Source organism: Serratia sp. D1N4 (assembly GCF_054552755.1).
In genome coordinates, this window is the sequence record NZ_CM137274.1 from 2,156,891 (window position 1) to 2,181,499 (window position 24,609).

Annotated in this window: 18 protein-coding genes; 12 read left to right on the forward strand and 6 right to left on the reverse strand. The window is 57.2% G+C overall.

What is annotated here, in order from left to right; all coding sequences use genetic code 11:
• The first annotated feature begins 36 nt into the window (after positions 1–36).
• Complete coding sequence (locus ACX1CU_RS09295) at positions 37–336, forward strand: putative quinol monooxygenase (protein WP_459402273.1); 300 nt, start codon at positions 37–39, stop codon at positions 334–336.
• Positions 337–473: 137 nt separating this feature from the next.
• Here the strand turns inward: ACX1CU_RS09295 and ACX1CU_RS09300 are convergent, their stop codons facing one another.
• From ACX1CU_RS09300 to flgA, 4 genes are all read right to left on the reverse strand, one after another.
• The gene (locus ACX1CU_RS09300) at positions 474–9,065 is read right to left on the reverse strand and encodes a GH36-type glycosyl hydrolase domain-containing protein (RefSeq protein WP_459402274.1); all 8,592 of its coding nucleotides are present in this window, start codon (positions 9,063–9,065) and stop codon (positions 474–476) included.
• Positions 9,066–9,338: 273 nt separating this feature from the next.
• Positions 9,339–9,773 (reverse strand): flagella synthesis protein FlgN, encoded by a 435-nt coding sequence (locus ACX1CU_RS09305; protein WP_459402275.1) that lies wholly within the window; start codon positions 9,771–9,773, stop codon positions 9,339–9,341.
• An 11-nt stretch (positions 9,774–9,784) separates the two neighbouring features.
• Positions 9,785–10,096: a flagellar biosynthesis anti-sigma factor FlgM gene (gene flgM / locus ACX1CU_RS09310; RefSeq protein WP_459402276.1), complete on the reverse strand. Its 312-nt coding sequence runs from the start codon at positions 10,094–10,096 to the stop codon at positions 9,785–9,787.
• Positions 10,097–11,306: 1,210 nt separating this feature from the next.
• The gene (gene flgA / locus ACX1CU_RS09315; protein ID WP_459402277.1) at positions 11,307–11,975 is read right to left on the reverse strand and encodes a flagellar basal body P-ring formation chaperone FlgA; all 669 of its coding nucleotides are present in this window, start codon (positions 11,973–11,975) and stop codon (positions 11,307–11,309) included.
• 158 nt (positions 11,976–12,133) lie between these two features.
• Between flgA and flgB the strand changes: the two genes are divergently transcribed.
• The 11 genes from flgB (at position 12,134) to flgL (ending at position 22,670) form a co-directional block, all read left to right on the forward strand.
• Entirely contained in the window at positions 12,134–12,541 is a 408-nt protein-coding gene (flgB, locus tag ACX1CU_RS09320; protein ID WP_459402278.1) for a flagellar basal body rod protein FlgB, read from the forward strand.
• Between the two features lie 5 nt (positions 12,542–12,546).
• Positions 12,547–12,951, forward strand: a complete 405-nt coding sequence (gene flgC / locus ACX1CU_RS09325; protein WP_459402279.1) for a flagellar basal body rod protein FlgC — start codon at positions 12,547–12,549, stop codon at positions 12,949–12,951.
• Positions 12,952–12,963: 12 nt separating this feature from the next.
• Positions 12,964–13,665 carry a flagellar hook assembly protein FlgD gene (flgD, locus tag ACX1CU_RS09330; protein WP_459402280.1) on the forward strand — a complete coding sequence of 234 codons (702 nt, stop codon included), beginning with the start codon at positions 12,964–12,966 and terminating at the stop codon, positions 13,663–13,665.
• A gap of 61 nt (positions 13,666–13,726) precedes the next feature.
• Positions 13,727–14,965: a flagellar hook protein FlgE gene (gene flgE, locus ACX1CU_RS09335; RefSeq protein WP_459402281.1), complete on the forward strand. Its 1,239-nt coding sequence runs from the start codon at positions 13,727–13,729 to the stop codon at positions 14,963–14,965.
• A 12-nt stretch (positions 14,966–14,977) separates the two neighbouring features.
• On the forward strand, positions 14,978–15,733 hold the full coding sequence (locus tag ACX1CU_RS09340) for a flagellar basal body rod protein FlgF (protein WP_459402282.1): 756 nt from the start codon (positions 14,978–14,980) through the stop codon (positions 15,731–15,733).
• A 17-nt stretch (positions 15,734–15,750) separates the two neighbouring features.
• A complete protein-coding gene (flgG, locus tag ACX1CU_RS09345) occupies positions 15,751–16,533 on the forward strand; it encodes a flagellar basal-body rod protein FlgG (protein ID WP_459402283.1) in 783 nt (260 codons plus the stop codon).
• 61 nt (positions 16,534–16,594) lie between these two features.
• Positions 16,595–17,254 (forward strand): flagellar basal body L-ring protein FlgH, encoded by a 660-nt coding sequence (locus ACX1CU_RS09350; protein WP_459402765.1) that lies wholly within the window; start codon positions 16,595–16,597, stop codon positions 17,252–17,254.
• Between the two features lie 35 nt (positions 17,255–17,289).
• The gene (locus ACX1CU_RS09355) at positions 17,290–18,390 is read left to right on the forward strand and encodes a flagellar basal body P-ring protein FlgI (RefSeq protein WP_459402284.1); all 1,101 of its coding nucleotides are present in this window, start codon (positions 17,290–17,292) and stop codon (positions 18,388–18,390) included.
• On the forward strand, positions 18,390–19,331 hold the full coding sequence (gene flgJ, locus ACX1CU_RS09360) for a flagellar assembly peptidoglycan hydrolase FlgJ (RefSeq protein WP_459402285.1): 942 nt from the start codon (positions 18,390–18,392) through the stop codon (positions 19,329–19,331). The genes ACX1CU_RS09355 and flgJ overlap by 1 nt, the downstream gene beginning before the upstream one ends.
• A 705-nt stretch (positions 19,332–20,036) precedes the next feature.
• Positions 20,037–21,689, forward strand: coding sequence for a flagellar hook-associated protein FlgK (gene flgK / locus ACX1CU_RS09365; protein WP_459402286.1), 1,653 nt, complete (start codon positions 20,037–20,039; stop codon positions 21,687–21,689).
• 18 nt (positions 21,690–21,707) lie between these two features.
• Complete coding sequence (flgL, locus tag ACX1CU_RS09370) at positions 21,708–22,670, forward strand: flagellar hook-associated protein FlgL (RefSeq protein ID WP_459402287.1); 963 nt, start codon at positions 21,708–21,710, stop codon at positions 22,668–22,670.
• Positions 22,671–22,729: 59 nt separating this feature from the next.
• Here flgL and fliR read toward each other — a convergent pair whose 3' ends face one another.
• A complete protein-coding gene (fliR, locus tag ACX1CU_RS09375) occupies positions 22,730–23,512 on the reverse strand; it encodes a flagellar biosynthetic protein FliR (protein ID WP_459402288.1) in 783 nt (260 codons plus the stop codon).
• Positions 23,513–23,514: 2 nt separating this feature from the next.
• Positions 23,515–23,784, reverse strand: a complete 270-nt coding sequence (fliQ, locus tag ACX1CU_RS09380) for a flagellar biosynthesis protein FliQ (protein ID WP_459402289.1) — start codon at positions 23,782–23,784, stop codon at positions 23,515–23,517.
• Positions 23,785–24,609 lie beyond the last annotated feature (825 nt).

Here is a 24,609-nt window from a genome sequence, read left to right on the forward strand (position 1 = left end):
AGAAAACCTTGTACCATTTTTAATGAAGGAGTTCGCATGCTAAAGGTCATCGCTGAAGATTTTATCAAACCCGAGTGCGTCGACACCGTTCTCCCTTTCTACCGGGAACTCATCGCAGCAACGAAGAAAGAGTCCCTGTGCATTGCTTATGATTTGTACCGGGATGAAAAGGATCCGGGGCATTTTATTTTTATTGAAGAGTGGCCTGACCGGGCAGCACTCGATGCACACTGTGCCAGTGAGCATTTCACTCGGCTAGTTCCTTTGATTGATCAATATGCGCGTAAAGCGGCGCAGTATATCTTGATGGATAGTCGGGTGGACCCGGAGAGATAAAGTCCACTACTGGCACTTAGCCAACAGTCAAATCAATCCCCATTAAGCATTTGAGCCGCCATTGCTTACCCACCGACCACGGGATTTGCACACGTAAGCAAACCCCGTAGCCAGACACCTCACTTGTTTAACCCCGCTTAAACAAACACCTCAACCCGGTGGTCCATGCCGTCATCCCCGATCGGGATCCGGTCATCTGCCAGCACATTGCCATCCAGCACCACCCGGTATTGCTCCTCGCTGCGCCGTACGGTGATGTGATAGCGGCTGCTGCCTTGCTGATAGCTCAGCGAGACTTCAGGCCAACTGGCCGGGAGCCGCGTGTGGAGGGTGATAAATTCACCGTGGCGTTCCAACCCCAGCAGGGATTCGGTAATTAAACGGTAGGTCCAGCCCGCAGAGCCGGTATACCAGCTCCAACCGCCGCGCCCGGCGTGCGGGTCTACCGCGTAGATATCCGCACACATCACGTAAGGTTCCACTTTGTAACGCGCCGCCGCCTCGTCGTTCAACGCATGATTGATTGGGTTAATCATCGCCATCAGTTGCCATGCCCGTTCCACTTCGCCCATCTCGGCAAATGCCATCACCGCCCAAATTGCCCCGTGGGTATATTGGCCGCCGTTTTCCCGCACGCCGGGCAGGTAGCCGCGAATATAGCCGGGGTTAGGGCCGTTGCCGTCGAACGGTGGCATCAGCAGCTTGATGATCCCGGCATCGGTGTCAACCAACTGCCGATCCAACTGCTGCATGGCCTGCTGGCTGCGCTCGGTATCGCCCGCGCCGGAAAGTATCGACCAGCTTTGGGCGATCGCATCAATCTGGCACTCATTGGCGGTGTGGGAACCCAAGGGTTCACCGCCGTCGAAATAACCCCGGCGATACCATTCGCCATCCCAGCCATGGTCGTGCAGATTCTGCTTGAGCGTGGCGGCCTGTTCCCGGCACAACGTCTCGATCTCTGCATCATCACGCTGCTGCGCCAGCGCGGCGTAGCCTTGTAACACGCTGTAGAAGAAGAAGCCGAGCCAGACGCTTTCACCGCGCCCCTCCATCCCCACCAAGTTCATGCCATCATTCCAGTCGCCACAGCCGATTAGTGGTAAACCATGCTCGCCAAACGTCAGGCCGTTTTTGATCGCCCGAACGCCGTGCTGCCACAGGGTTTCTTCAACGGAACTGATAGAAGGATGCTCATAGCTGGACTCTTCGCCCGGGTTGAGCCTGCGCGCCTCAAGGTAGCCGACCTTCTGTTCGAGAATAGAGCTATCGCCGGTCACCTTAACGTAGTGGCAGATCGCCAGCGGCAACCACAGATAATCATCCGAACAGCGGGTGCGCACGCCGTTGCCCTGTGGTGGATGCCACCAGTGCTGCACGTCGCCTTCAACGAACTGGCGTGAAGCACACAAGAGGATCTGCTCGCGCATTCTTTCCGGCGCGGAATGCGCCAGGGCCAGGCTGTCCTGCAACTGATCGCGGAAGCCATAAGCACCGCCAGACTGATAATACCCGCTGCGCGCCAGCATTCGGCAGGCCAGCGTCTGATACATCAGCCAGCCGTTGGTCAGCAGATTCAGCGCCGGATCTGGCGTGGTGATCTGGATTTTATCCAGCATCTGATGCCAGTGATGGTGAATTCGGCCCAGTTCGGCGTTCGCCGCGTCTTCATTGAGGAACTGGCGTATCAGGGCTTCCGCTTCAAGCGCGTCCTGGCCGATGCCTAAGGCAAACACAAAGGTACGCTGATCGCCGTCAATCAGCGTAGTGGCAGACTGCACTGCGCCGCATGGATCGAACCCAGCACCGGTTTTGTTGGATAATCGCAGGAGTTCCAGCGCCGCCGGAGCGGCCGGTGAACCGTTGCGCCCGAGGAACTCACCCCGATCGCCACTGATGGCACAGTGAGCGCCGCTCACGGCAAAGAACGCGGTTCGTTCGGATCCGTTGCTGCCATAATAGTTATTGGCCAGCACGCCGCAGCCGTTAGCCACTCTGGCGGCAGAGGTCACCACATGGCGGGAAGAGGTTGAGCGCAGGTTGCCCAGCACCCATTCCACATAGCCGGTCACCAGCAGTTTGCGGGTGCGGCCAGAGTTATTGCTCAGCGTGAGGGTAAACAGCTTCACCGCCGCATGTTCAGCCACCATCACCGTCAGTTCACTGTCAATGCCGGTTTCCTGATGCTCAAACACGCTATAGCCAAAGCCGTGGCGCGTGAGGTAGCTGCCTTGCCCGCGCACCGGCAGGGCCATTGGCGACCACAGGTAGCCGCTCTCTTCATCACGCAAATAGAACGCCTCGCCGGAGCTGTCGCACACCGGATCGTTTTCCCACGGCGTCAGGCGATATTCATGGGCGTTTTCATACCAGGTATAGGCTTGGCCGCTTTCAGAAAGCACCGTGCCAAAGCTGGCATTGGCGATCACGTTAGACCAAGGGGCAGGGGTATTTTTACCTTCTTCCAGCAGGATCTGGTATTCACGGCCATCGGTTGAGAAGCCGCCAAAGCCGTTAAAGAACGCCAGATGCTCGGTATTGAAGCGCCGCAGCGGTTGCAGATTGCGCGGTAGGTTAACCTTCGGGATCAGCGGCTGCTGAATCGACAGGGTGGCCTGCATCCGCTGCGTGATCTGCTCCAGCAGCCCGCCGCTCTGATCGTCGAGCACAATGTGCGCCACGCTCAGCAACAGAGTGCGATCTTCCGCCGACACCTGCTCGCCGTTGCGGATAAAGATCCCGCCGGATTTATCGCGCTGGCTGTTTTGCGCATCTTCAGCAATCAGATCGACGATCTGATTGTGCAGGTCTTGGCGGTAGCCGCCCATGCTGTCGTTAAGGATCACCAGATCGGCGTGTAACCCTTTTAAACGCCAGTAGTTATGGGCGCGGATCAGCGTGGTCACAAGGCTGATATTCTGCTCGTCGGTGACGGTGAGCAGCACAATCGGCACGTCGCCAGAAATGGAGTGCCCCCACAGGCCAGCTTGTCCGCGCCGGTTCTGCATAATCACCCGCGATTCAGCACGCAGATCATGGGAAGGGAACAGCAGGGCACCGGCCAGGCGGTTAAACAGGCTGGCATCGTCTTCGTTGGCATTGAGTTGGCGTAAAACCACTTGGCTGTGAGATCGCACCATTTCAAACACCCGGTCAGCCAGATGGCTGTCGCGGTATTTTTCCATCAACGCCAGGGTGGTTGGGCGATCTTCGCTCACGCCGTAAATGGCATCAATAATCACCGGTACCCCCGGCTCCAGCAGGATGCGCTGGCGGATAGCGATCACCGGATCCAGCACCGGGCCGCATGTGTTGCTCAGCGCGCCACCCTGTTTCAGCGCCTGCGGGTCGGCTGGCGTGTGGCCCCGGCCAATAAATTTCGAACGATCGGTTTCAAACGAGGTTTCCCGCTGGATGTCACCGTGGATCACCATCATATGCAGCAGCCACGGGCAGGATTCTTTCGCTTCCCGCGGGCGACGATGGCACAGGATCGCTTCGTGTTGCGGCAACAGTTCGGTCTGTATAAACAGATTATTGAACGCCGGATGGGCCAGCTCGTTGGCGGCAGGCGCCAAGACCACTTCGGCATAGGTGGTGATTTCAATCGTTCGGGCATGGCGTCCGCGGTGGGTCAACGTCATGCGGCGCAGCTCAACGTCGTCCTCTGGCGAGACCACGATTTTAGTCTGTACGCTGAGGGTGCCTTCCGTGCGGGTGAATTCCGCGCCCGCATCGGTAAACATCGCGTGGTAGTACTCGGCGGTTTTGCCCACCGGCTGCCAGGTGGTGCTCCACATCTCGCCGGTTTTCGGGTCGCTCAGGTAGCAGAAGGTCCCACGGTTATCGCGGGTGGTATCTTCACGCCAACGGGTCAGCGCGATGTCTTTCCAGCGGCTGTAACCGCCACCGGCCTGCGTCACCATCAGGTGATAATGCGTATTGGAAAGTAGCTGAACTTCCGGGATTGGGCTGCCTACGTCGTTGAATTCACGGGTTTGGTAGTCGACGGATTTCAGGCGGCCTTCATAAGACTCGAACTGGCGGCGCGGGCTGTAAAGCTCAACGGCATCAGGCACCCGTTCTTGTAACAGCAAGCGGGCGGATTGGAATGAAGGATTGGCAGCAAAGCGATCGACCATTGGCGCATCAAGCAGCAGATGAGACAGCGCGAGGAAGCCCATCCCCTGGTGGTGTGCCATATAGGATTGCACAACGGCATAAAGCTGGCCGCGAGCCAGCCTGGAGGCGGTGTAATCCAGCGCCTCATAAAATCCGAACTGGCCTTTTGCCCCGTTCTTCTCCAGCACCCGCAGGTTAGTGTAAGCCTGTTGAGGCGCGACGATCAGCGCCATCAGCGCAGCATAAGGAGCAATGACGATATCGTCACCCAGCCCACGGCGCAGCCCCAATCCCGGCACGCCAAACGCGTGATATTGGTAGTTCTGCTGCGGATCAAACGAGAAATAGCCGGATTCTGAAATGCCCCACGGCACGCCACATTGTTTACCCCAGTCAATCTGGCGATCGACCGCCGACTGGCACATGCGGGTCAACAGCGTATCTGGGTAGGCGGGCATCACCAACTGCGGCATCAGATATTCAAACATCGAACCGCTCCACGACATCAGCGCGGGCTGTTTGTCGATCACGGTGAACAGCCTGCCCAGAGCAAACCAGCTCTTCATCGGCAACTGATTGGCGGCAATGGCAAAGAAGTTGGTCAGGCGAATTTCCGAGGGCAGCAGATCGTATTTGCCGCTGTCCATTTTAGTGATATCGCAGTTATAGCCGACGCTAAGCTGCCTGCTGGCCTTGTGATACAGAAACTGGAAATCCATGATCGCATGATTATTCAGCCGTTCTTCCAGTTCCGCCATAATCGCCAGGCGCTGGCGGGCTTCACCAATGGCTAACTGCATGCTGGCCAGTTGTTCCGGGCCGATCGAAGGCTGCTGATCGGCCAGCGCCAGCCACAGGGTGGACGGCAGGGTAGCCAACTCGTTATCGGGGGCGAGCCAGCTCAGCAGCAGCGACCATTCATGGCACATCAGGCCCAGCTGTTTATCAAACTTTTCCAACCAGTCGATTAATACGTTGTCTTTCGCGTCCGCCAGGTTTGGCAAGCCAGCAGCCAACACCCTGATCACGTTCAACTGTACAAATAGCTGATTGAGCGGCAGTGATGCGAGATCGTGCAGGCTTTTGCGTACCTGCCTGAGTAAACCCGGGGCATCCTGGCCCCAGCGATCTTCGATCAGGCATAAAGTATCGTTAAGCCCGGCAATCAGGCGGGGAATATCCAGGATCGGCTGATGTTTTAATCCGCTGATGCCAGAGCTGAGCGTCAGCAGGTGCCCGGCCAGATTGCCGCTGTCGACGCTGGAAATATAGCGCGGGGTTAACGGCGCCAGCGTGCGGGTGTCGTACCAGTTATACAAGTGACCACGGTAGTGCTCCATCTTGTCCAGCGTATCCAGCGTCAGGGAAATGCGCTGCAACACTTCGCCCTGCGGAATATAGCCAAAGTCCCAGGCGGTGAGGTTAGCCAGCAGCGACAGGCCGATATTGGTGGGCGAAGTCCGATGGGCGATGGTCGGCACCGGGATCTCTTGATAGTTATCCGGCGGCAGCCAGTTTTCCCGCTGATTGGCAAAGGTTTCAAAAAATGACCAGATTTCCCGGCTGGTCTGGCGCAGAAAACGGCGCTGCCGATCGTTGATCGCCACCGAAGGACGTACCGGTTGCTGGCTGAGCCAACTGAGCAGGCGCGGCGCGATAAACCACAGCAGGCCGAGCGCCAGGGCAAACGGCAGCAGGGCAGGGTTGAACACTGCGCTCAGCAGGGCCAGTAAAATGCCTGCGACTGGGTTCAGCCACATTGCCCGATAAAAATTGATTAGCTGTGGTGAAACACTGGCCTGGCTTTGAGCAAAACTGGTCCACTCATGCAGATTGCGCTTGCTGATGGCCAGCCGCCAGAGCGTCACAGCAATCGCCCGCAGGGTATAGCCGCTTTCATGCGGCAGCGTGGCCAAGTGCAGGCCAATATGCGCTAAGCGTTTTAGCGTGCCGTTAAGCACAATGCTCACGTGTTGCAGCAGCGGGCGGCGGCGCGGCTTGCCGATCAGCCCCTGCAACAGCATTAGCAGGGTTGGCAGCAGCAGCATGATGGCGAATGCCAGCAGCCAGAACAGCGGATTTGGCGCGATGGTCAAGCTGTAAAACAGCAGAATCAACAGGCTGGGTGCCACGAGGCTGCGGCGCAGGTTATCCCCCAGTTTCCAGCGCGACAGCACGCTGAGCGGGTTGGCGATGCGGCTGTTGTCCGCCTGGCGCACCCGCAGGCGCATCCAGTTCAGCAGTTGCCAGTCACCGCGGATCCAGCGGCTGCGCCTGGCAACGTCCACCAGATAGTTGGCCGGATACTGCTCATAAAGCAGCACGTCACTCAGCAGGCCGGAACGGGCATAGCAGCCTTCCAGCAAGTCGTGGCTGAGCACCAGGTTTTCCGGGCAGATGCCGTCGGTGGTGCAGATAAACATATCGACGTCATAGATCCCCTTACCGACGAAGGAGCCTTCTTTAAACAGATCCTGATAGAGATCGGAAGACATCAGGGAATAGGGGTCATTACCGGCAACGCTGCTGGACATCGCCGCATAGCGGCTCTGCCCATAGCGCGGGATCTCTTCCGCCAGGCGCGGCTGCAAAATGCTATAGCCACTGACCACCCGCTTGCTTTGCGGATCATATACCGGGTAGTTAAGCGGGTGCGCCATGGTGGCCACCAACTGGTGCGCGGCCTCGCGCGGCAGCACGGTATCCGCATCCAGCGTAATCACGTATTTAACGTTGCTCAGCACTTCAGGGTGGTTACCCACCACGGTGGCAAACTGATCTCCCTGATGGCGCAGCCACTGGTTCAGCGCCGCCAGCTTGCCGCGCTTACGTTCATAGCCCATCCACTGCCCTTGCTGCTTATTCCATTCGCGTTCGCGGTGCAGCAAAAAGAACGAGGTGCCAAGGTTGGCTGGGTAGCGGCGGTTAAGCTGGGCGATCTGGTGAACCGCATAGGCTAGCAAATCGGCATCTTCAGGCTGGGTTTGTGCGGGCGCATCGGGGAAGTCGGTTAACAGCGCGAAATGCAGGTGTTGCATCACGTTACCCAGATAGCACACCTCCAGGCTGTTAATCAGCTCATCGATACCGGCTCGGCTGACCAACATGCTGGGCATCACGATCAGCGAGCGGAACTGGGGCGGGATCTCGCAGGAGAAATCCATGCGCGGCAACGGCCTCGGCGTTTTAAGCCGGTTGATAATCTCACTCAGCAGATTGATAGCAAACTGGCTGACCACGATCGCCGTCGGGATGGCTAACAGCCACAGTAATGGCGGGGTATCGCTGCGGTAACTCTCAGAGAGAATATAGAGGCTACCCACCGCCGTGACCAGGCCCAAGCCGCCTAGCCAGGATAACAGTGACACCTTTTTCAGCATGAGGCGCAGCCGGGCTAACGGTGAACGGCGAATGGCGAGGCTCTGCTCCAGATCATCCCGGCCTGTATCCACCAGATAGTAGCCCACGTGGCGCATACAGCCTTGATCTGCCGCATTTTGCGCCAGCGATAGCACCTGTTTGGCGACCTCGGTTTCACTGTGCGCACACTGGCGAGCCAGCGTTTCGATAATATGCCGGTAATGGTCGCGGGTATCGAAATGCATCTTGCCGTAAATCTGCGCCGGATCCTGGTTCAGGGTTTGTTCCACCTGGCTCATGGTTTCGGCAAATTCGGCCCAGTTCATATCGCTCAACTGGCGCAGGCTGGAGATACTGTTGCTGACCGAAAGCTGGCTGTTGGCCAACTGTTGGTTAAAGTTGAGGATGAGCTGGTCGCTGGTTAACCCGACTTCCGATAGCCGCTGCTCTACCCAGGTCAGCGGCAGGGCCAGCATTTTGCCATGGCCTTTCAGGCAGCGCACCAGTTCAGCCACGAAAGCGCTGGCACGGGGCGGGTTGGAGCTGGCCATCTCGGCGATAACGATGATCAGGTTGGCCGGATCGTTCTCGGCGCTGTCGAGCATTTTGTTGACCCAGCGCGTGGCCAGATTGCGTTCTTGCTGGGTTTCTGCCACTTCAATGCTGACGCGCCGCAGGTTTTCAATCAGCGCCAGGCGCAGCATGCCCGGTAGCGCCCACAGCTCACCCAGCGTAAGAATCGAGACTTTCTGATAGGCGGCGATATAGCGGGTCAGGCTGGCGGTGTCCCAGCGGCCATCGCCGTGAGCAATGGCTTCGGTGGCAATATCATAAATACGCGGGCAATTATGGGGCGCAGAGAGCTGCGGCAGCCCCTTACCAAAGTTTTTCGGCAAATGGTGGCGTACCAGCCGGATCTGTTCTTCCACCAGATAAAAGTTATCCAGCAGCCACTCGCCCGCCGGGGCAATGCTGATTTTGCTGCCGGTGCTCAGAATATGGCAACTCTGGGTTAACACCGTTTCGTTGTCATCCAGACGTTTTAATAAAAAGTAGGGCGTTTTCTTGCTGGCCAGCTTATGGGATCGCGCCAGCCTTTGGCCGTAGCGTTCCATTTGATCGATGGAAAATAGCTCAGCATTGATCGTCGCCTCGTCCCGGCGTTTTTCCGTTGTAAGCTGACGTTCTTTTGGTGCAAGGGGCAGTTTGGGCTTATGACTAAACCAACGCATAAATTTTTTTTTCACTCATACACTCCGTAGCGTAACAGACACCGAGAGGCAGTCGCTGAAACGGGGAAAATGGTGCAAAAATAGTGAAGTGGGAAGCGTGGAGAACTTCACAGAAGGGTGGGGATTTTGGAAAGGTATGCTGCGACTATAGCAAGATTTATCGTTGCAGAGTTAATTATTAGCTAATGAAATGCCGATGGGACTGATTAGTAGCGTTTTATATTGAAATAAGGGATGAACACGGCGTGAGGGACATATTCGCTTTTGCTGATGGTGCGACCCAGATCCTTAAACCCCAATCTTGCGCCCCAGCAGGCTGCTGGCACAAGCCTGGCCATCAGGGCCATACAGCGATGAGTTCTGTTTGCTCAGCACCGCCAATGCCTGTGCGTTGTGATCAATATGTTGTTTGATCAATAAACCGTTGTGCTGATTCTGCTCACGCAGTTGCTGGCCCAGTTGCTGCACGCGTTGCCAATGGGCAGCAAGGTGCGCATGATGCGTATAAGGAGCCCGTAGCCCATGGGGCTGTTCTACCGCTAACCGCTGTTTTTCCAGGTAACTGACCGTGGCCAGCAGCTGGCTTTTGCTGTCCGTAACCCGTTGCAATGCCACACCGGCCAGCGTATTTGAACACAGCAAGGCATGTTCCTGCGCGATCGTCGTGCCCAAGGCATTGAGCGTTACCAGCAGTTTATCCAGCAGTTGTATCAGGTCTTCCATCGTGATTCCCTTTAGCCGTCGTTAAGCATCCATTGCGCATCGTTTTGCATCTCTTGTAACAACGCATCGGCAATTTTTCCGGCATCCATTTTCAATTCACCGCTGCGGATCGCCTGCTTGATGGCTTCCACCCGGTTCATATCAATATCCTGCGTGCCCGGCTGCATCAGGCGCGCTTGCGCGTCACTCAGCTTAACCTGAGTGCCGCTGACGGCCGGTTCCTGCTGCACGCTTTTGCGCGTTGGCAGGGTGTTCTCAGCGGTTGTTTCTCGCGGTTGTACCGCAGGAACGGGTTGTAACCGCTGAGTGCGATCGATACTCATGCTCAATCTCCAGTCGTACCACTTGCTGTGGTTTATATAATGTATTGCCCTGCGGGCCAGTTTTCCCTCTTCCTTGGGATTAGGGGGCGGGGGAACCAAGAGCACCGAGCTAAAGCCCCCTCACCCCGGCCCTCTCCCACAGGGAGCTGTCTCTTATACACAACTCGGCATCTTGCTGTTTTTTAATGTAATTATTTTAAGCCTGTCAATTTTCCGCTCGAAAAAATTATCTTTAAAATCAGCCTGCTATGTTTCTCAAATTGCGGCTATTTGACCGCAATTTGAGATGTGTATAAGAGACAGCCCACAGGGAGAGGGGGCGTATTGCTCGACATAGTGTTGCTTTGTTAGTCATGCTGGTCGGTTAAGGCTAACCAGTCCCTTCTCCCACAGGGAGAAGGGGCGTATTGCTCGACATAGTATTGCTTTGTTAGCCATGCTGGTCGGTTAAGGCTAACCAGTCCCTCTCCCTGGGGCCTGTCTCTTATACACAACGTGTTCCTCTCTGTAAGTCAGGTGTAATGGGAATTGCCGTAAAAGATCATAATCCGATGGAACAATAATGGACGGCAATTGCAGGGCACAAGGCGGGGCCCTGCACCCACGCCTACGCTTAACATGGCCTGCCCGCTGCGCGGGTACCTTCGCTACGCCCCCGTTGCCGGACGGGTCGGCTCAATTCACGTCCCTGTTCATATCGCCTCAACCGGCCCTCCATGGCCGGTTGCCCCTGGCAACGGTGTCTTGCTCAGCAGGCCATGATGCGCTTAACGTCAACACCCGAATCTGTAAGTAACGGGCAAATTTTACAATGGTATTGATAACAGCGTGTCAAACGAGTGTTGCTTTGTTAGCCATGCTGGTCGGTTAAGGCTAACCAGTCCCCTCTCCCTTGGGGAGAGGGCTAGGGTGAGGGGGAGCCAAGATTACCGAGCTAAAGCCCCTCACCTTTAGCATTGTGCCGTATTATTCGGCATTCTTTATTTAACTGACTGATACTAAACCTGGTGCCCCTTTCTCATCGGGAGAGGCGCGAAAAGATTTCACAGTGCTGTTATCGGCACGCTGCGGCAAATCTTTATACCCGTCATACTTCAAGTTGCATGTGCGTTGGCTTTCCTCGCTCACCCCAGTCACATAGTGGCCTATGCTCCTGGGGATTCTCTGCGTCGCCGCCTTCCTGCAACTCGAATTATTTAGGGTATATTTTTTATAACGCAATCCGAATCGTGCCGTTAGGGTGGGCGATACCGCTGACGATCTGCCCGGAAACCATCCGTACCCGCACGCTGTCTTCCGCTGCGGCATTGTTCATCGCCTTACCCGTTCCGCTGATGTTAAACCCGTCCCCCTGCGCGATTACCTGCACCGCTTGACCCGCTTTGATCACCCAATCGCGCCTGAGCATTGCCTGGCTCAGTGGCTGCCCAGGGCGGATATTACGCAGGCTGATGGCCCCGATCGCCTGGCGGATTTGCGTCAGCGTGCGCGGCGGCAAGGTATCCAGCCGCCCGGTTTTCAGGGTGATATCGGCGGCGGTCAGTTTGCCGCCCGCTTCGATCCCACGCGTGGAAACCAGATAGTGGCCAATCGCCTGCACCTGAATCTGGATAAAGCGCCGTTCCTGGCCACAGCGTACCGAAACGCTGAGGTTGCCCCAGCGCCGGGCATGTTGCGGCAATGCAAGCTGCGGGGCTTCACACTGCGGCCATTGGCCAACCGGGGTACGCACCTGTACCTTGAGTTCGATAGAACTATCAGCCAATTGCACCCTGATAAAACGGCTAATTTGCGCCGCCAGATCGTCGGCCCGCGCGCTATGGCCAAACAGCAGGGCGGTGAGCAGCAGGACGGTGATACCCGGCAATTTACCTTTCATTTTCGCCTTCAAATGCAGTAACGCGGTATCTCAGTGTACCCATGGCCTTCGCAGGCTAAACCGGCAAATAGCCGCGCATTTTGCCCTTATTCCCGCGATAACTGGCTGATAGCGGCGCTTATGCTGTCGGTTCCAAACATTCATCTCGTGAGGAAAGCATGCTCGACAAACTGGACGCAGCGCTGCGCTTTGGCCAAGAGGCGCTGAACTTACGTGCCGAGCGGCAGGAGATCCTGGCCGCCAACATCGCCAACGCAGATACGCCGGGCTATCAGGCGCGCGATATCGATTTTGCCAGCCAACTGAGCCAGGCGATGGCGCAGGGGCGAGCCAGCGGCATTGCGCTGAATCTGACCTCGGCCCAGCATATTCCGGCGCAAAACGTGCAACCCTCGTCGCTGGCGTTGCTGTTCCGCGTACCGGATCAACCGGCGCTCGATGGCAATACGGTGGATATGGATCGCGAGCGTACCCATTTTGCCGATAACAGCCTGAAATATCAGACCGACCTGACCCTGATGAGCGGGCAGATCAAGGGCATGATGTCCGTGCTGCAAGGAGGATAACGAGTATGTCGCTACTGAATATTTTTGATATCTCCGGTTCTGCTCTATCGGCGCAGTCGCAACGGATGAACGTCAGCGCCAGCAACATGGCGAACGCCGACAGCGTTGCCGGCCCGGATGGCGAGCCGTACCGGGCCAAACAGGTGGTATTTCAGGTAGCCGCCGCGGCGGGGCAAGCGACCGGCGGCGTGCGCGTGGCGCAAATGATGGACGATCCGGCCCCCGATCGCCTGGTGTTTCAACCCGGCAATCCGCTGGCGGACGCCAAAGGCTACGTGCGCATGCCCAACGTTGACGTGGTGGGGGAAATGGTTAACACCATTGCCGCTTCACGCAGCTATCAGGCCAACGTTGAAGTGTTGAATACCACCAAATCCATGATGATGAAAACCCTGACGCTGGGTCAGTAACCGGAGCTTGTTATGGCGATTGCCGCAACGACCAATGAATCACAGGACAACAGCATTGCCGGTGCCAGCAACCGCAACAGCACAGACCTACACAACAATTTCCTGACGTTGCTGGTGGCGCAACTGAAAAATCAGGATCCGACCAACCCGATGCAGAACAACGAACTGACCACGCAGCTGGCGCAGATCAACACCGTCAGCGGTATTGAAAAGCTGAATACCACGCTCGGGGCGATTTCCGGCCAGATCAACGGCAATCAGTCAATCCAGGCCAGTTCGCTGATTGGTCACGGTGTGATGGTGCCGGGGAAAGAGATCCTGGTAGGCAATCAGGGGGGCAAGGTGAGTACCACGCCTTTTGGCATTGAGCTGGAGCGCAGCGCCGATGCGGTCACCGCCACCATCAGTGACGCCAGCGGCAAAGTGGTACGTACCCTTGATCTCGGCGGGCTGAGCGCAGGCGTGCATTCATTTGCCTGGGATGGCTTGCAGGAAGATGGCACCAACGCCCCAGACGGGGCTTACAGCGTGGCGTTCGCAGCCAAAAGCGGCAGTGAACAACTGGTGGCGCAGCCGCTGCGTTTTGCCAAGGTGAACGGCGTCACGCGCGGGGCAGATGGCGCGAAACTGGATCTGGGCATGGCGGGATCCGCCACGCTGGACGATGTGCGCCTGATCTTATCCAAGTTTTGGGCTGCGGATAACAGGGAATGAACTCCCTCGACGGCGATGGATTGCTGAGCCCATCCTAATAACTCTATCTTCGGAGAATAATATGGCTTTTTCACAAGCAGTCAGCGGTCTGAACGCGGCAGCCACCAATCTGGATGTGATCGGTAATAATATTGCCAACTCCGCGACCTTCGGCTTCAAATCCGGCAGCGTTTCCTTTGCGGATATGTTTGCGGGTTCACAGGTTGGGCTGGGGGTGAAAGTGGCGGGGATCACTCAGAACTTCAAAGATGGAACCACCACCAATACCAACCGTTCGCTGGACATTGCCATCAGCCAGAATGGTTTTTTCCGGATGCAGGACGCCGACGGTGGGATTTTCTTCACCCGCAACGGCCAGTTCAGAATGGACGAAAACCGCAATATTACCAACATGCAGGGCCTGAGCCTGACGGGTTATCCGGCCAGTGGAACGCCACCGGCAATCCAACAGGGGGCCGAGCCGGTGCCGCTGAATATCCCGGAAGGGATGATGATCGCGCGAGCCACCACCTCCGGCAACATGGTGGTTAACCTGAGATCCACCCATCCGGTACCGCAAGTAACGCCGTTTGCGCCGAACCAAACCGACTCGTTCAATTACGTCAACACCATTACCACCTACGATTCGCTGGGCAATGCTCACAACGTTAACGCCTATTTTGTTAAAACGGCGGATAACCAGTGGGATGTTTATACCCAGGACGGCAGCGTGAGCGGTTCTCCCGTCGGGAAAGCGGGCAGCCTGAATTTCAACACCAGCGGGGTTCTGATCGATACGCGGGATGCGGTGGGCAACCCCAGTACCACGCCGTTCAACCTGTTGGTACCAATGTCGGCCAAAGACGGCGCACCGGCACAAACCTTCAACCTCAACTTTGCCAACAGCCTGCAACAGAACGTGGGCAGCGATTCTGTCAGCAAGATTGCTCAGAATGGTTACGCCACCGGTGAGTACAAAGGCTTTGAGATCAACAAAGACGGCAGCGTGGTAGGGGTGTATTCCAACCAGCAGACCCAACTGCTGGGCCAGATCGTCCTGACCAACTTCTCGAACCCGGAAGGGCTGGCAGCGCAGGGGGACAACCTGTGGAATGCCACCGGCACGTCTGGCCAGCCGCGCGTGGGCCTGGCCGGTGGCGGTGGGTTCGGCACGCTGACCAGCGGTGCGCTGGAATCTTCCAACGTCGATCTCAGCCAGGAATTGGTGAGCATGATCGTCGCGCAGCGTAACTACCAATCGAACGCGCAGACCATCAAAACCCAGGACTCTATCTTACAGACGTTAGTCAGCCTGCGTTAAGAGGACTGAATTATGGATCACGCAATTTATACCGCCATGGGCGCCGCACGCCAGACGCTGGAGCAGCAGTCGGTTACGGCGAATAATCTGGCCAACGCCTCCACGCCGGGTTTCCGTGCGCAACTGGTGGCGCTGCGTGCGGTGCCGGTCGACGGGCCGAGCTTGCAGACGCGTACTTTGGTCACGGCCTCCACGCCGGGTGCCGATATCAGCCAGGGGCCGCTGAATTACACCGGCAGGCCGCTGGACGTGGCGCTGCAACAGGACGGTTTTCTGGCGGTCAGCCTGCCGGACGGCAGCGAAGCCTACAGCCGCAACGGCAGCATTCAGATCTCCTCCAGCGGGCAACTGACGGTGCAGGGGCAGCCGCTGATGGGCGACGGCGGGCCAATCGAAGTCCCCCCTCAGGCGCAACTGACCATCGCCGCAGACGGCACTATTTCAGCGCTGAATGCTGGCGATCCGCCGAATACCGTGGCGCAAATTGGCCGCCTGAAGCTGGTAAAGGCCGAGATGCGTGACGTGATGCGCGGTGATGATGGCCTGTTCCATCTGACCGCCGCCAGCCAGCAGCAGCGTGGCAACAGGTTGCAAAACGATCCGCAGGTGCGGGTGATGCCGGGAGTGCTGGAAGGCAGCAACGTCAAACCGATGGAAACCATGGTGGAGATGATCGCCAACGCCCGCCGGTTTGAAATGCAGATGAAGGTCATCCACAGCGTGGACGAAAACGCACAGCGCGCCAACGCCTTGCTGTCAATGAGTTAAGTGCAGAGGAAGATGCCATGATCCCATCGTTATGGATTGCCAAAACCGGTCTGGATGCGCAGCAGACCAATATGGACGTGATCGCCAACAACCTGGCCAACGTCAGCACCAACGGTTTCAAGCGCCAGCGCGCGGTGTTTGAAGACCTGCTTTACCAGACCATGCGCCAGCCGGGGGCGCAGTCTTCGGAACAGACCACGTTGCCCTCCGGTTTGCAGATTGGCACCGGCGTGCGCCCGGTGGCGACCGAACGCATCCACAGCCAGGGGAATCTGTCGCAGACCAACAACAGTAAAGATGTGGCGATCAAAGGGCAGGGATTCTTTCAGGTCATGCTGCCGGACGGCAGCCAGGCTTATACCCGCGACGGTTCGTTCCAGATCGATCAGAACGGCCAACTGGTGACGGCCAGTGGCTTTCAGGTGCAACCGGCGATCACCATTCCCGCCAATGCTTTGAGCATTACCGTTGGCCGTGACGGGATCGTCAGCGTCACCCAGCAGGGGCAAACCACTGCTCAGCAGGTGGGGCAACTGACCCTGACCACCTTTATCAACGACAGTGGCCTGGAGAGCGTGGGCGAAAACCTGTATCAGGAAACCGAAGGCTCCGGCGCGCCGAATGAAAGTACCCCCGGCCTGAACGGGGCTGGTCTGCTGTATCAGGGGTATGTGGAAACCTCTAACGTCAATGTGGCGGAAGAGCTGGTCAGTATGATCCAGACCCAGCGCGCCTATGAAATCAACAGCAAAGCGGTATCGACCTCCGATCAGATGCTGCAAAAGCTGACGCAGCTGTAACGGGTGGGAGATCGCCGTGGTAAGCACCAATTTAACGGTTTTTGGGTTGTTTCTTTGCGCCATGGCGTTACTGACGCTCAGCGGCTGTGCCTATCTTCCGCGCACGCCGCTGGTGGAAGGGGCGACCACGGCGCAACCGGCACCGGCAGGCGCACCGGTGCCAAACGGTTCGATTTTCCAGGCGGTGCAGCCGATGAACTATGGCTATCAACCGCTGTTTGAAGATCGTCGTCCACGCAATATCGGCGATACCCTGACCATTGTGTTGCAGGAAAACGTCAGCGCCAGCAAAAGTTCGTCGGCCAATGCCAGCCGCAACGGGGCGAGCACATTCGGCGTTGCGACCTCACCGCGTTATCTCGAGGGCCTGCTGGGCAATGCGCGCGCCGATATGGATATCTCCGGCGACAGCACCTTCGGTGGCAAAGGCGGGGCCAACGCCAACAACACTTTTAGCGGCACCATTACCGTGACTGTCGACCGGGTTTTGGCCAACGGCAACCTGCATGTGGTGGGGGAAAAGCAGATCGCCATCAATCAGGGCACCGAATTTATTCGTTTTTCCGGCGTGGTCAATCCGCGCACCATCAGCGGCAACAATGCGGTCACCTCAACACAGGTGGCAGATGCCCGCATTGAATACGTCGGCAATGGTTACATCAATGAAGCGCAGACCATGGGCTGGTTGCAGCGTTTCTTCCTGAATATTTCACCGTTTTAAACTAGCGCGTTTCAAGACAGGCCAGCGAGGTGACAATGTTAAAGAAGATAGTATTGATGCTGCTGCTCAGCGCACTGACGTTGCCCGCTCACGCCGAACGCATTCGTGACTTGGTTAAAGTGCAAGGGGTGCGTGACAACGCCCTGATCGGTTACGGGCTGGTGGTAGGATTGGACGGTTCCGGCGATCAGACCATGCAGACCCCGTTCACCACCCAAAGCATGAGCAATATGCTGTCGCAGCTGGGGATCACCGTACCGCCCGGCACCAATATGCAGTTGAAAAACGTGGCGGCGGTGATGGTGACCGCCAAGCTGCCGCCGTTCGCGCGCGCGGGCCAGAATATTGACGTGGTGGTGTCCTCAATGGGCAACGCCAAAAGCCTGCGCGGTGGCACCTTGCTGATGACACCGCTGAAAGGCGTGGACAACCAGGTTTACGCATTGGCGCAGGGCAATGTGCTGGTGGGCGGTGCCGGAGCGGCAGCCGGGGGCAGCAGCGTGCAGGTCAACCAACTGGCGGGCGGGCGCATCAGCAACGGCGCGATCATCGAAAGTGAACTGCCCACCACCTTTGGTCAGGACGGCGTGATCATTCTGCAACTGAACGATGATGACTTCACGCTGGCGCAGCAGATCAGCGATGCCATCAACCGCCAGCGCGGCGGCGGCACCGCATCGCCGCTGGATTCGCGTACCGTGCAGGTGCTGGTGCCGCGTGGCAACAGTTCGCAGGTGCGCTTTCTGGCGGATATTCAGAATATCAACATCAATATAGGGACCATGGATGCCAAGGTGATCATCAATTCCCGTACCGGTTCAGTGGTGATGAATCGCGATGTGATGCTTGATTCCTGCGCGGTGGCCCAGGGCAACTTATCGGTGGTGGTCGATCGTCAGGAGATTGTCAGCCAGCCGGATACCCCGCTGGGCGGTGGTCAAACGGTGGTGATGCCCAATACCCAGATTTCGCTGCAACAGCAGGGCGGATCGTTGCAGAAAGTGAACGCCAGCGCCAATCTGAACAACGTGATTCGTGCCTTGAATGCGCTGGGGGCTACGCCGATCGATCTGATGTCGATTCTACAAGCGATGCAGAGTGCGGGCTGCCTGCGTGCCAAGCTGGAGATTATCTGATGAGCAGCGATCTGATGGCGGTGTCGGGAGCGGCCTATGATACTCAGGCGCTGAACAGCCTGAAACGCGATGTTGCCGCCGATCCGCAGGGCAACCTGAAGCAGGTCGCCCAACAGGTTGAGGGCATGTTCGTGCAGATGATGCTGAAAAGCATGCGCGCCGCCTTGCCGCAGGACGGCGTGTTAAGCAGCGATCAAACCCGGCTGTATACCTCGATGTACGATCAGCAGATCGCCCAGCAGATGGCGCAGAAAGGGTTCGGGCTGGCAGAGATGATGGCCAGACAGCTTGCTGCGGCAAATAGTGAACCAAGCGAAACGGCGGGCACCGTGCCGATGCTGTTGGATAACCAAGTGCTGCAACGGTTACCGATTCAGGCGCTGGAGCAGATAGTGCGCCGGGCGCTGCCGAAAGCGCCAGCGGTAGCCGCCGTACCGCTTAGCAATGGCAACTTTGTCGCGCAGTTGTCGGGGCCAGCAAGGATTGCCAGTTTGCAAAGCGGTATTCCGCATCAGTTGATTGTGGCGCAGGCGGCGCTGGAGTCAGGCTGGGGCAAGCGTGAAATCCCCACCGCCGAGGGAACGCCAAGTTACAACCTGTTTGGCATCAAGGCTGGCAGCAGTTGGGATGGGCCGGTGACGGAAATCACCACCACCGAATTTGAGCAGGGGGCGGCGAAGAAGATCAAGGCCCGCTTCCGCGTGTACAACTCCTACGTGGAAGCGATCGGTGATTACGTCAAGCTGCTGACCAACAACCCGCGCTATGCCAATGTGGCCGCCGCGCGCAGCCCGGAGCAGGCGGCGCACGCGCTGCAACAGGCCGGTTATGCCACCGATCCGCACTACGCCAAAAAACTGGTTAGCGTGATTCAGCAGATGAAAAGCGCGGGTGAGCAGGTGGCGAAGGCCTATGGTCAGGGGGCGGAGGAGTTGTTTTGAGGGGAATTTTATTAGTTGGGTTGTACGCTTTCGTCTATGTAGGTTTGCTGTAATGGGAATTGCCGTAAACAGAATGCAATTCCATGAAACAGCAGTGAACGGCAATTGCAGGGCCCAAGGCGGGGCCCTGCACCCGCGCCCACGCTTAACATGGCCTGCCCGCTGCGCGGGTGCCTTCGCTGCGTCACCGTTGCCGGACGGGTCGGCTCAATTCACGTCCCTGTTCATATCGCCTCAACCGGCCATCCATGGCCGGTTGCCCCTGGCAACGGCGTCTTGCTCAGCAGGCCATGATGCGCTCAACGTCAACACCCGAATCTGTTATCACCGGGTAACATCAACATGTGTGTTGATAAGAGAACTTCAAGCAATGCAATAGGCGAGATGAGCACCGGTGTTGACGCCATCGAAGGCGCCGTGGTGGAGTGAGGGAAGTCGCGCAGCGACCGCCTGATATGGCAAGGGCCGGGGTGCAGGGGGCTGGCTCTTGAGCCCCCTGCTCGGGCGCGTTCACCTTGTTGTCGAATGAGCGCAATATGTTTAGCGACCGAAATAAATACATACCCAGCATATGAACAAGAGACAACCCTGATATAAGGCGCATTTCCCTCAAGTTTTCGCCTTTAACGCCGATAACCCATACAGACTAAGCGGCAATGCTCAGCAGAATCATTGAATCCAGCAGCCGCAGCATAAGGAAACCCCATGTCCAACAGCTTAATCAATACCGCAATGAGTGGCCTGAATGCGGCGCAGGTGGCGCTCAGCACCGTCAGTAACAATATCTCCAACTACAACGTGGCGGGCTATAACCGCCAGACGGCGATCCTGGCGCAAAACGGCGGCCTTGGCACCATGAACGGCTTTATCGGTAACGGGGCGAACGTGACCGGCGTGAACCGTGAATATAACCAGTTCATCATGACGCAACTGCGCGGTGCGCAAAGTCAGGCTGCGGCTCAGAACAGCTATTTTGAAAAAATCTCTCAGATCGACAATCTGCTGGCGAACAAAACTAATACGTTAGCGAGCGGCATGGAGGATTTTTTCAAAAACCTGCAAAACCTGGTCAGCAATGCCGGGGACGATGCCGCGCGCCAGAGCGTGCTAGGCAAGGCCAGCGGGTTGGTGAACCAGTTTAATAATGCCGACAAATACCTGCGTGATATGGCGGCGGGGGTGAATCAGCAACTGAGCGACAGCGCCACGCAGATCAATACCTACAGCCAGCAGATCGCCAGGCTGAATGATGAAATCACCCAACTGCGTGCCAGCAGCGGCGGCAGTGAACCGAATGCGCTGCTGGATCAACGGGATCAGATGGTCACCGAGCTGAATAAGATTGTCGGTGTGCAGGTGACGCAGCAGGACGGCGATGCCTATACCATCACCTTTGCCAATGGCCTGACGCTGGTGCAGGGTAACTCTGCGTATCAGGTTGCCGCCGTGCCTTCGAGCCAAGACTCGGCCCGTTTGACGCTCGGCTACAACCGGGGCGGCGGTGCCAGTGAAATTCCTGAAGGCCAGATCGCGAGCGGCAGCGTCAGCGGGGTGTTGAAATTCCGCAGCGAATCGTTGGATCGCGCCCATAACCAGTTGGGGCAGTTGGCGTTGGCCTTGGCGGACAGTTTTAACCAGCAGCACCGACAGGGGTTTGATATCAATGGCGAGCCGGGCGAGAATTTCTTCAGCTTCGCGGGGGGGCGCGTTATCAACAATACGCACAACAGCGGGGATGCCTCTTTATCAGTGGCTTTTACCGACACCAGCAAAGTTAAAGCCAGCGATTACCGGGTGGAGTTTGACGGCAGCGATTGGCAGGTGACGCGCCTTGCCGACAACACCAAGGTCGCGGCCACGCCGGGAACCGATGCCGACGGCAATTCGACATTAAGCTTTGAGGGTTTGCAGATCGGCGTTGGCGGCAGTGCACAGAAAAACGACAGTTTCACTATCAAACCGGTCAGCGATGTGGCGGGCAGCCTGAAAGTGGCGATCGGTGACTCGGCGAAGCTGGCGGCAGCGGGAGCAGAAGAGGGCGGCAAGGGCGACAATGATAACGCCAAAAAGCTGCTCGATCTGCAAACGCAAAAGGTGGTGGAGGGCAAAGCAACGCTGAGCGGCGCCTATGCCGGGCTGGTGAGCAGCGTTGGTAACCAGACCGCCACGGCCAAGGTTAACAGCACTTCGCAAACCCATATCGTCAAACAGCTGGAGGTTCAGCAGCAAGCGATCTCCGGGGTTAATCTGGATGAAGAATACGGTGAACTGTTGCGTTTCCAGCAGTATTACATGGCCAATGCGCAGGTGATTCAGACCGCTACCGCCATGTTTGACACCTTGCTGAATATCCGTTGAGTTTGAGGAACCCACACCATGCGCATGAGCACCAGCATGATCTACCAGCAGAATCTGTTGGGGGTCACCAACAATCAGTCGCTGTGGATGCAGGCTGGGCAACAGCTGAGCAGCGGCAAGCGTGTCATCTCACCTTCGGACGATCCGCTGGCGGCCTCACAGGCGGTGATGATCTCTCAGGCGATATCCGAGAATAGCCAGTATGCGCTGGCGCGGACCTTCTCCCGCCAGAATATTTCGCTGGAAGAAACCGTGCTGCGCAGCGCGGCAGACGGCATCAAAGACATGAAAGCGCTGATCGTCAATGCCGGAGACGGTACGCTCAGCGACAACGATCGTGATTCGCTCGCCACCCGGTTACAGGGGTTGAAAGATCAACTGCTGAGCCAGGCGAACAGCACCGATGGCAACGGCCGCTATATTTTCGCCGGTTATGCCAACGATCAGCCGCCGTTTGCCGAACAGGGGGGCACGGTGGTTTATCAGGGCAGCCATTCGGCGATCGAACAAAAGGTGGATGCTAACCGCACCATGACCATCGGCCATAGCGGTAGCGGGATCTTTATGGCGCTAACCCGCAATATCAAGCCCGAACCGGATGGCAGCCCTGCAGAAACTAACGTATTCAAAAGCATCGATAGGGCGCTCGATGCCCTGAAAACCCCGTTGCAGGGAACTGATGATGCCATCCGTGAACAGGTGAAAGCCGCACTGGATAAGGCCGCTCGCGGCCTGGATAACACCTACAACAACGTGCTGAGCACCAGCGCGGAATTGGGTACTCAATTACAGGAGCTGGATGTGCTGGATAATATAGGGATTGAAAGCAACACCTATCACCAAGGGCAACTGAGCGCGCTGGTTGACGCCGATGTGGTCGAAGCGATCTCGTCTTACTATATGCAGCAGGCGGCGTTGCAGGCGTCGTATAAGACTTTCAGCGATATGCAGGGGATGTCGCTGTTCCAGATCAATCGTTAATTGCGCTTTTCGATTTGGTACGGCACTTCTTCCTACACAACCCGGTGCCGTACCCCTTTTTACTGTTTCATCCCGCCGATCAGCAGCGCTAACCGATCGAAAAACTCGCCAAACAGATGCTCACAGAATGGGGCCAGCATCGGCATCATCATGCCAATGGTGAGAATGCCAATGGTCATGGTGACCGGAAAGCCGATAACGAACACCGAAAGCTGCGGGGTGACGCGGTTGAGCAAGCCGAGCGCCAGATTGAGCGTCAGCAGCAGGCAGATCAGCGGCAGTGCCAGCATCATACCGTTGATAAAAATCGGTGAACCCAACTGCGCGAGCGCCAGAAAACCGTTGCCGTTGAGCGGCTGAGCCTGGATCGGCAGCGTGTAGAAACTGTCTGCCAAAAGGGAGATCAGCCACAGATGCCCGTCAAAACTCAGGAGCAGCAGCATGGCTAGCAGGTTCAGCAAACGCGCCAGGATCGGCGTATTGGGGCCACCGGCAGGATCGAAGAAGGTAGCGAACGACAGCCCCATCTGCATACCGATCACCTCTCCGGCCAGGCGCACGGCGGCAAAGGCGAACTGCATGGTCAGCCCGAGTGCTACGCCAATCAGCACTTGCTGTACCGCCAGCCACAGGCCGGTGATGGAAAAAATCGGGATGTTACTGCTGGGCAACGCCGGAGCGATCAGCAACACGATCAGCCCGGCGAGGCCGATTTTTACCCGTTTGCTAATCTGTTTTTCACTGAGTAATGGCGCGGTGACGATCAGCGCCAGCACGCGCAGCAGCGGCCAGAAAAACTGGCTGAGCCAGACGCTGAGTTGTGCACTGTCGAACGTGAGCATGGTTAGCCAATCAGCTGCGGCAGACTGCTGAACAGCAGGCGCATGTAATCCAGCAGCAAGTTGAGCATCCACGGCCCGGCAATGATGAGGGTGGCGACTACCGACAGGATCTTGGGAATAAACGACAGCGTCATTTCGTTAATCTGCGTGGCCGCTTGCAGCAGGCTGACTACCAGGCCGCTGATCAACGCCGCCAGCAGCAGCGGGGCGGCCAGCGCCAGCGCTACTTTCATCGCTTCGGCACCGAGTGTCATTACTGATTCAGGTGTCATCGTTATTCTCCACTATGAAAATCCTCCTTTTGGCGACGTGCCCGTCAGTTGAGCGCAAGACTGCATAATCCTGCAGCCCTTTGCTAACCCCTCACCCTAACCCTCTCCCCGAGGGAGAGGGAACTGGTCAGCCGCCTTGGGATAGCCTGGTTAAAATCCTCACCACGATGCTGAACAGGATGCCCTCTCTCCCTGAGGGCTGTCTCTTATACACAACGTGTTCGTCTCTGTAAGTCAGGTGTAATGGGAATTGCCGTAAAAGATCATAATCCGATGGAACAATAATGGACGGCAATTGCAGGGCCCAAGGCGGGGCCCTGCACCCACGCCTACGCTTAACATGGCCTGCCCGCTGCGCGGGTTCCTTCGCTACGCCCCCGTTGCCGGACGGGTCGGCTCAATTCACGTCCCTGTTCATATCGCCTCAACCGGCCATCCATGGCCGGTTGCCCCTGGCAACGGTGTCTTGCTCAGCAGGCCATGATGCGCTTAACGTCAACACCCGAATCTGTAAGTAACGGGCAAATTTTATAATGGTATTGATAACAGCGTGTCAAACTCCGTTGTTGGTGAGATGAGCACTGATGTTGAAGCCATTGAAGGCGCTGAACGCAGACACGGCGCATAAGCGACCGCGCCACGGACGGCGCGTTCATCACATTGCCAATGTGTACACAATATGTTTAGCGACCTAAATAAACACTCATTCCCCTACCTCAAGATGTGAACAAGAGACAGCCCTGAGGGAGAGCAGCAACTGGTCAGCTGCCACGGGGTAGCTTGGCTAAAACCCACACCACAATGCTGAACAGAGCGCCCCCTCTC

Coding starts and splice junctions, on each gene's coding strand:
- flgM (WP_459402276.1), bottom strand. CDS start 10,096: ATGAGTATCGATCGCACTCAGCGGTTACAACCCGTTCCTGCGGTACAA.
- ACX1CU_RS09355 (WP_459402284.1), top strand. CDS start 17,290: ATGTTAAAGAAGATAGTATTGATGCTGCTGCTCAGCGCACTGACGTTG.
- flgC (WP_459402279.1), top strand. CDS start 12,547: ATGTCGCTACTGAATATTTTTGATATCTCCGGTTCTGCTCTATCGGCG.
- fliR (WP_459402288.1), bottom strand. CDS start 23,512: ATGCTCACGTTCGACAGTGCACAACTCAGCGTCTGGCTCAGCCAGTTT.
- ACX1CU_RS09295 (WP_459402273.1), top strand. CDS start 37: ATGCTAAAGGTCATCGCTGAAGATTTTATCAAACCCGAGTGCGTCGAC.
- ACX1CU_RS09305 (WP_459402275.1), bottom strand. CDS start 9,773: ATGGAAGACCTGATACAACTGCTGGATAAACTGCTGGTAACGCTCAAT.
- flgJ (WP_459402285.1), top strand. CDS start 18,390: ATGAGCAGCGATCTGATGGCGGTGTCGGGAGCGGCCTATGATACTCAG.
- flgK (WP_459402286.1), top strand. CDS start 20,037: ATGTCCAACAGCTTAATCAATACCGCAATGAGTGGCCTGAATGCGGCG.
- flgE (WP_459402281.1), top strand. CDS start 13,727: ATGGCTTTTTCACAAGCAGTCAGCGGTCTGAACGCGGCAGCCACCAAT.
- flgG (WP_459402283.1), top strand. CDS start 15,751: ATGATCCCATCGTTATGGATTGCCAAAACCGGTCTGGATGCGCAGCAG.
- flgB (WP_459402278.1), top strand. CDS start 12,134: ATGCTCGACAAACTGGACGCAGCGCTGCGCTTTGGCCAAGAGGCGCTG.
- flgA (WP_459402277.1), bottom strand. CDS start 11,975: ATGAAAGGTAAATTGCCGGGTATCACCGTCCTGCTGCTCACCGCCCTG.
- ACX1CU_RS09340 (WP_459402282.1), top strand. CDS start 14,978: ATGGATCACGCAATTTATACCGCCATGGGCGCCGCACGCCAGACGCTG.
- flgL (WP_459402287.1), top strand. CDS start 21,708: ATGCGCATGAGCACCAGCATGATCTACCAGCAGAATCTGTTGGGGGTC.
- fliQ (WP_459402289.1), bottom strand. CDS start 23,784: ATGACACCTGAATCAGTAATGACACTCGGTGCCGAAGCGATGAAAGTA.
- ACX1CU_RS09350 (WP_459402765.1), top strand. CDS start 16,595: ATGGCGTTACTGACGCTCAGCGGCTGTGCCTATCTTCCGCGCACGCCG.
- flgD (WP_459402280.1), top strand. CDS start 12,964: ATGGCGATTGCCGCAACGACCAATGAATCACAGGACAACAGCATTGCC.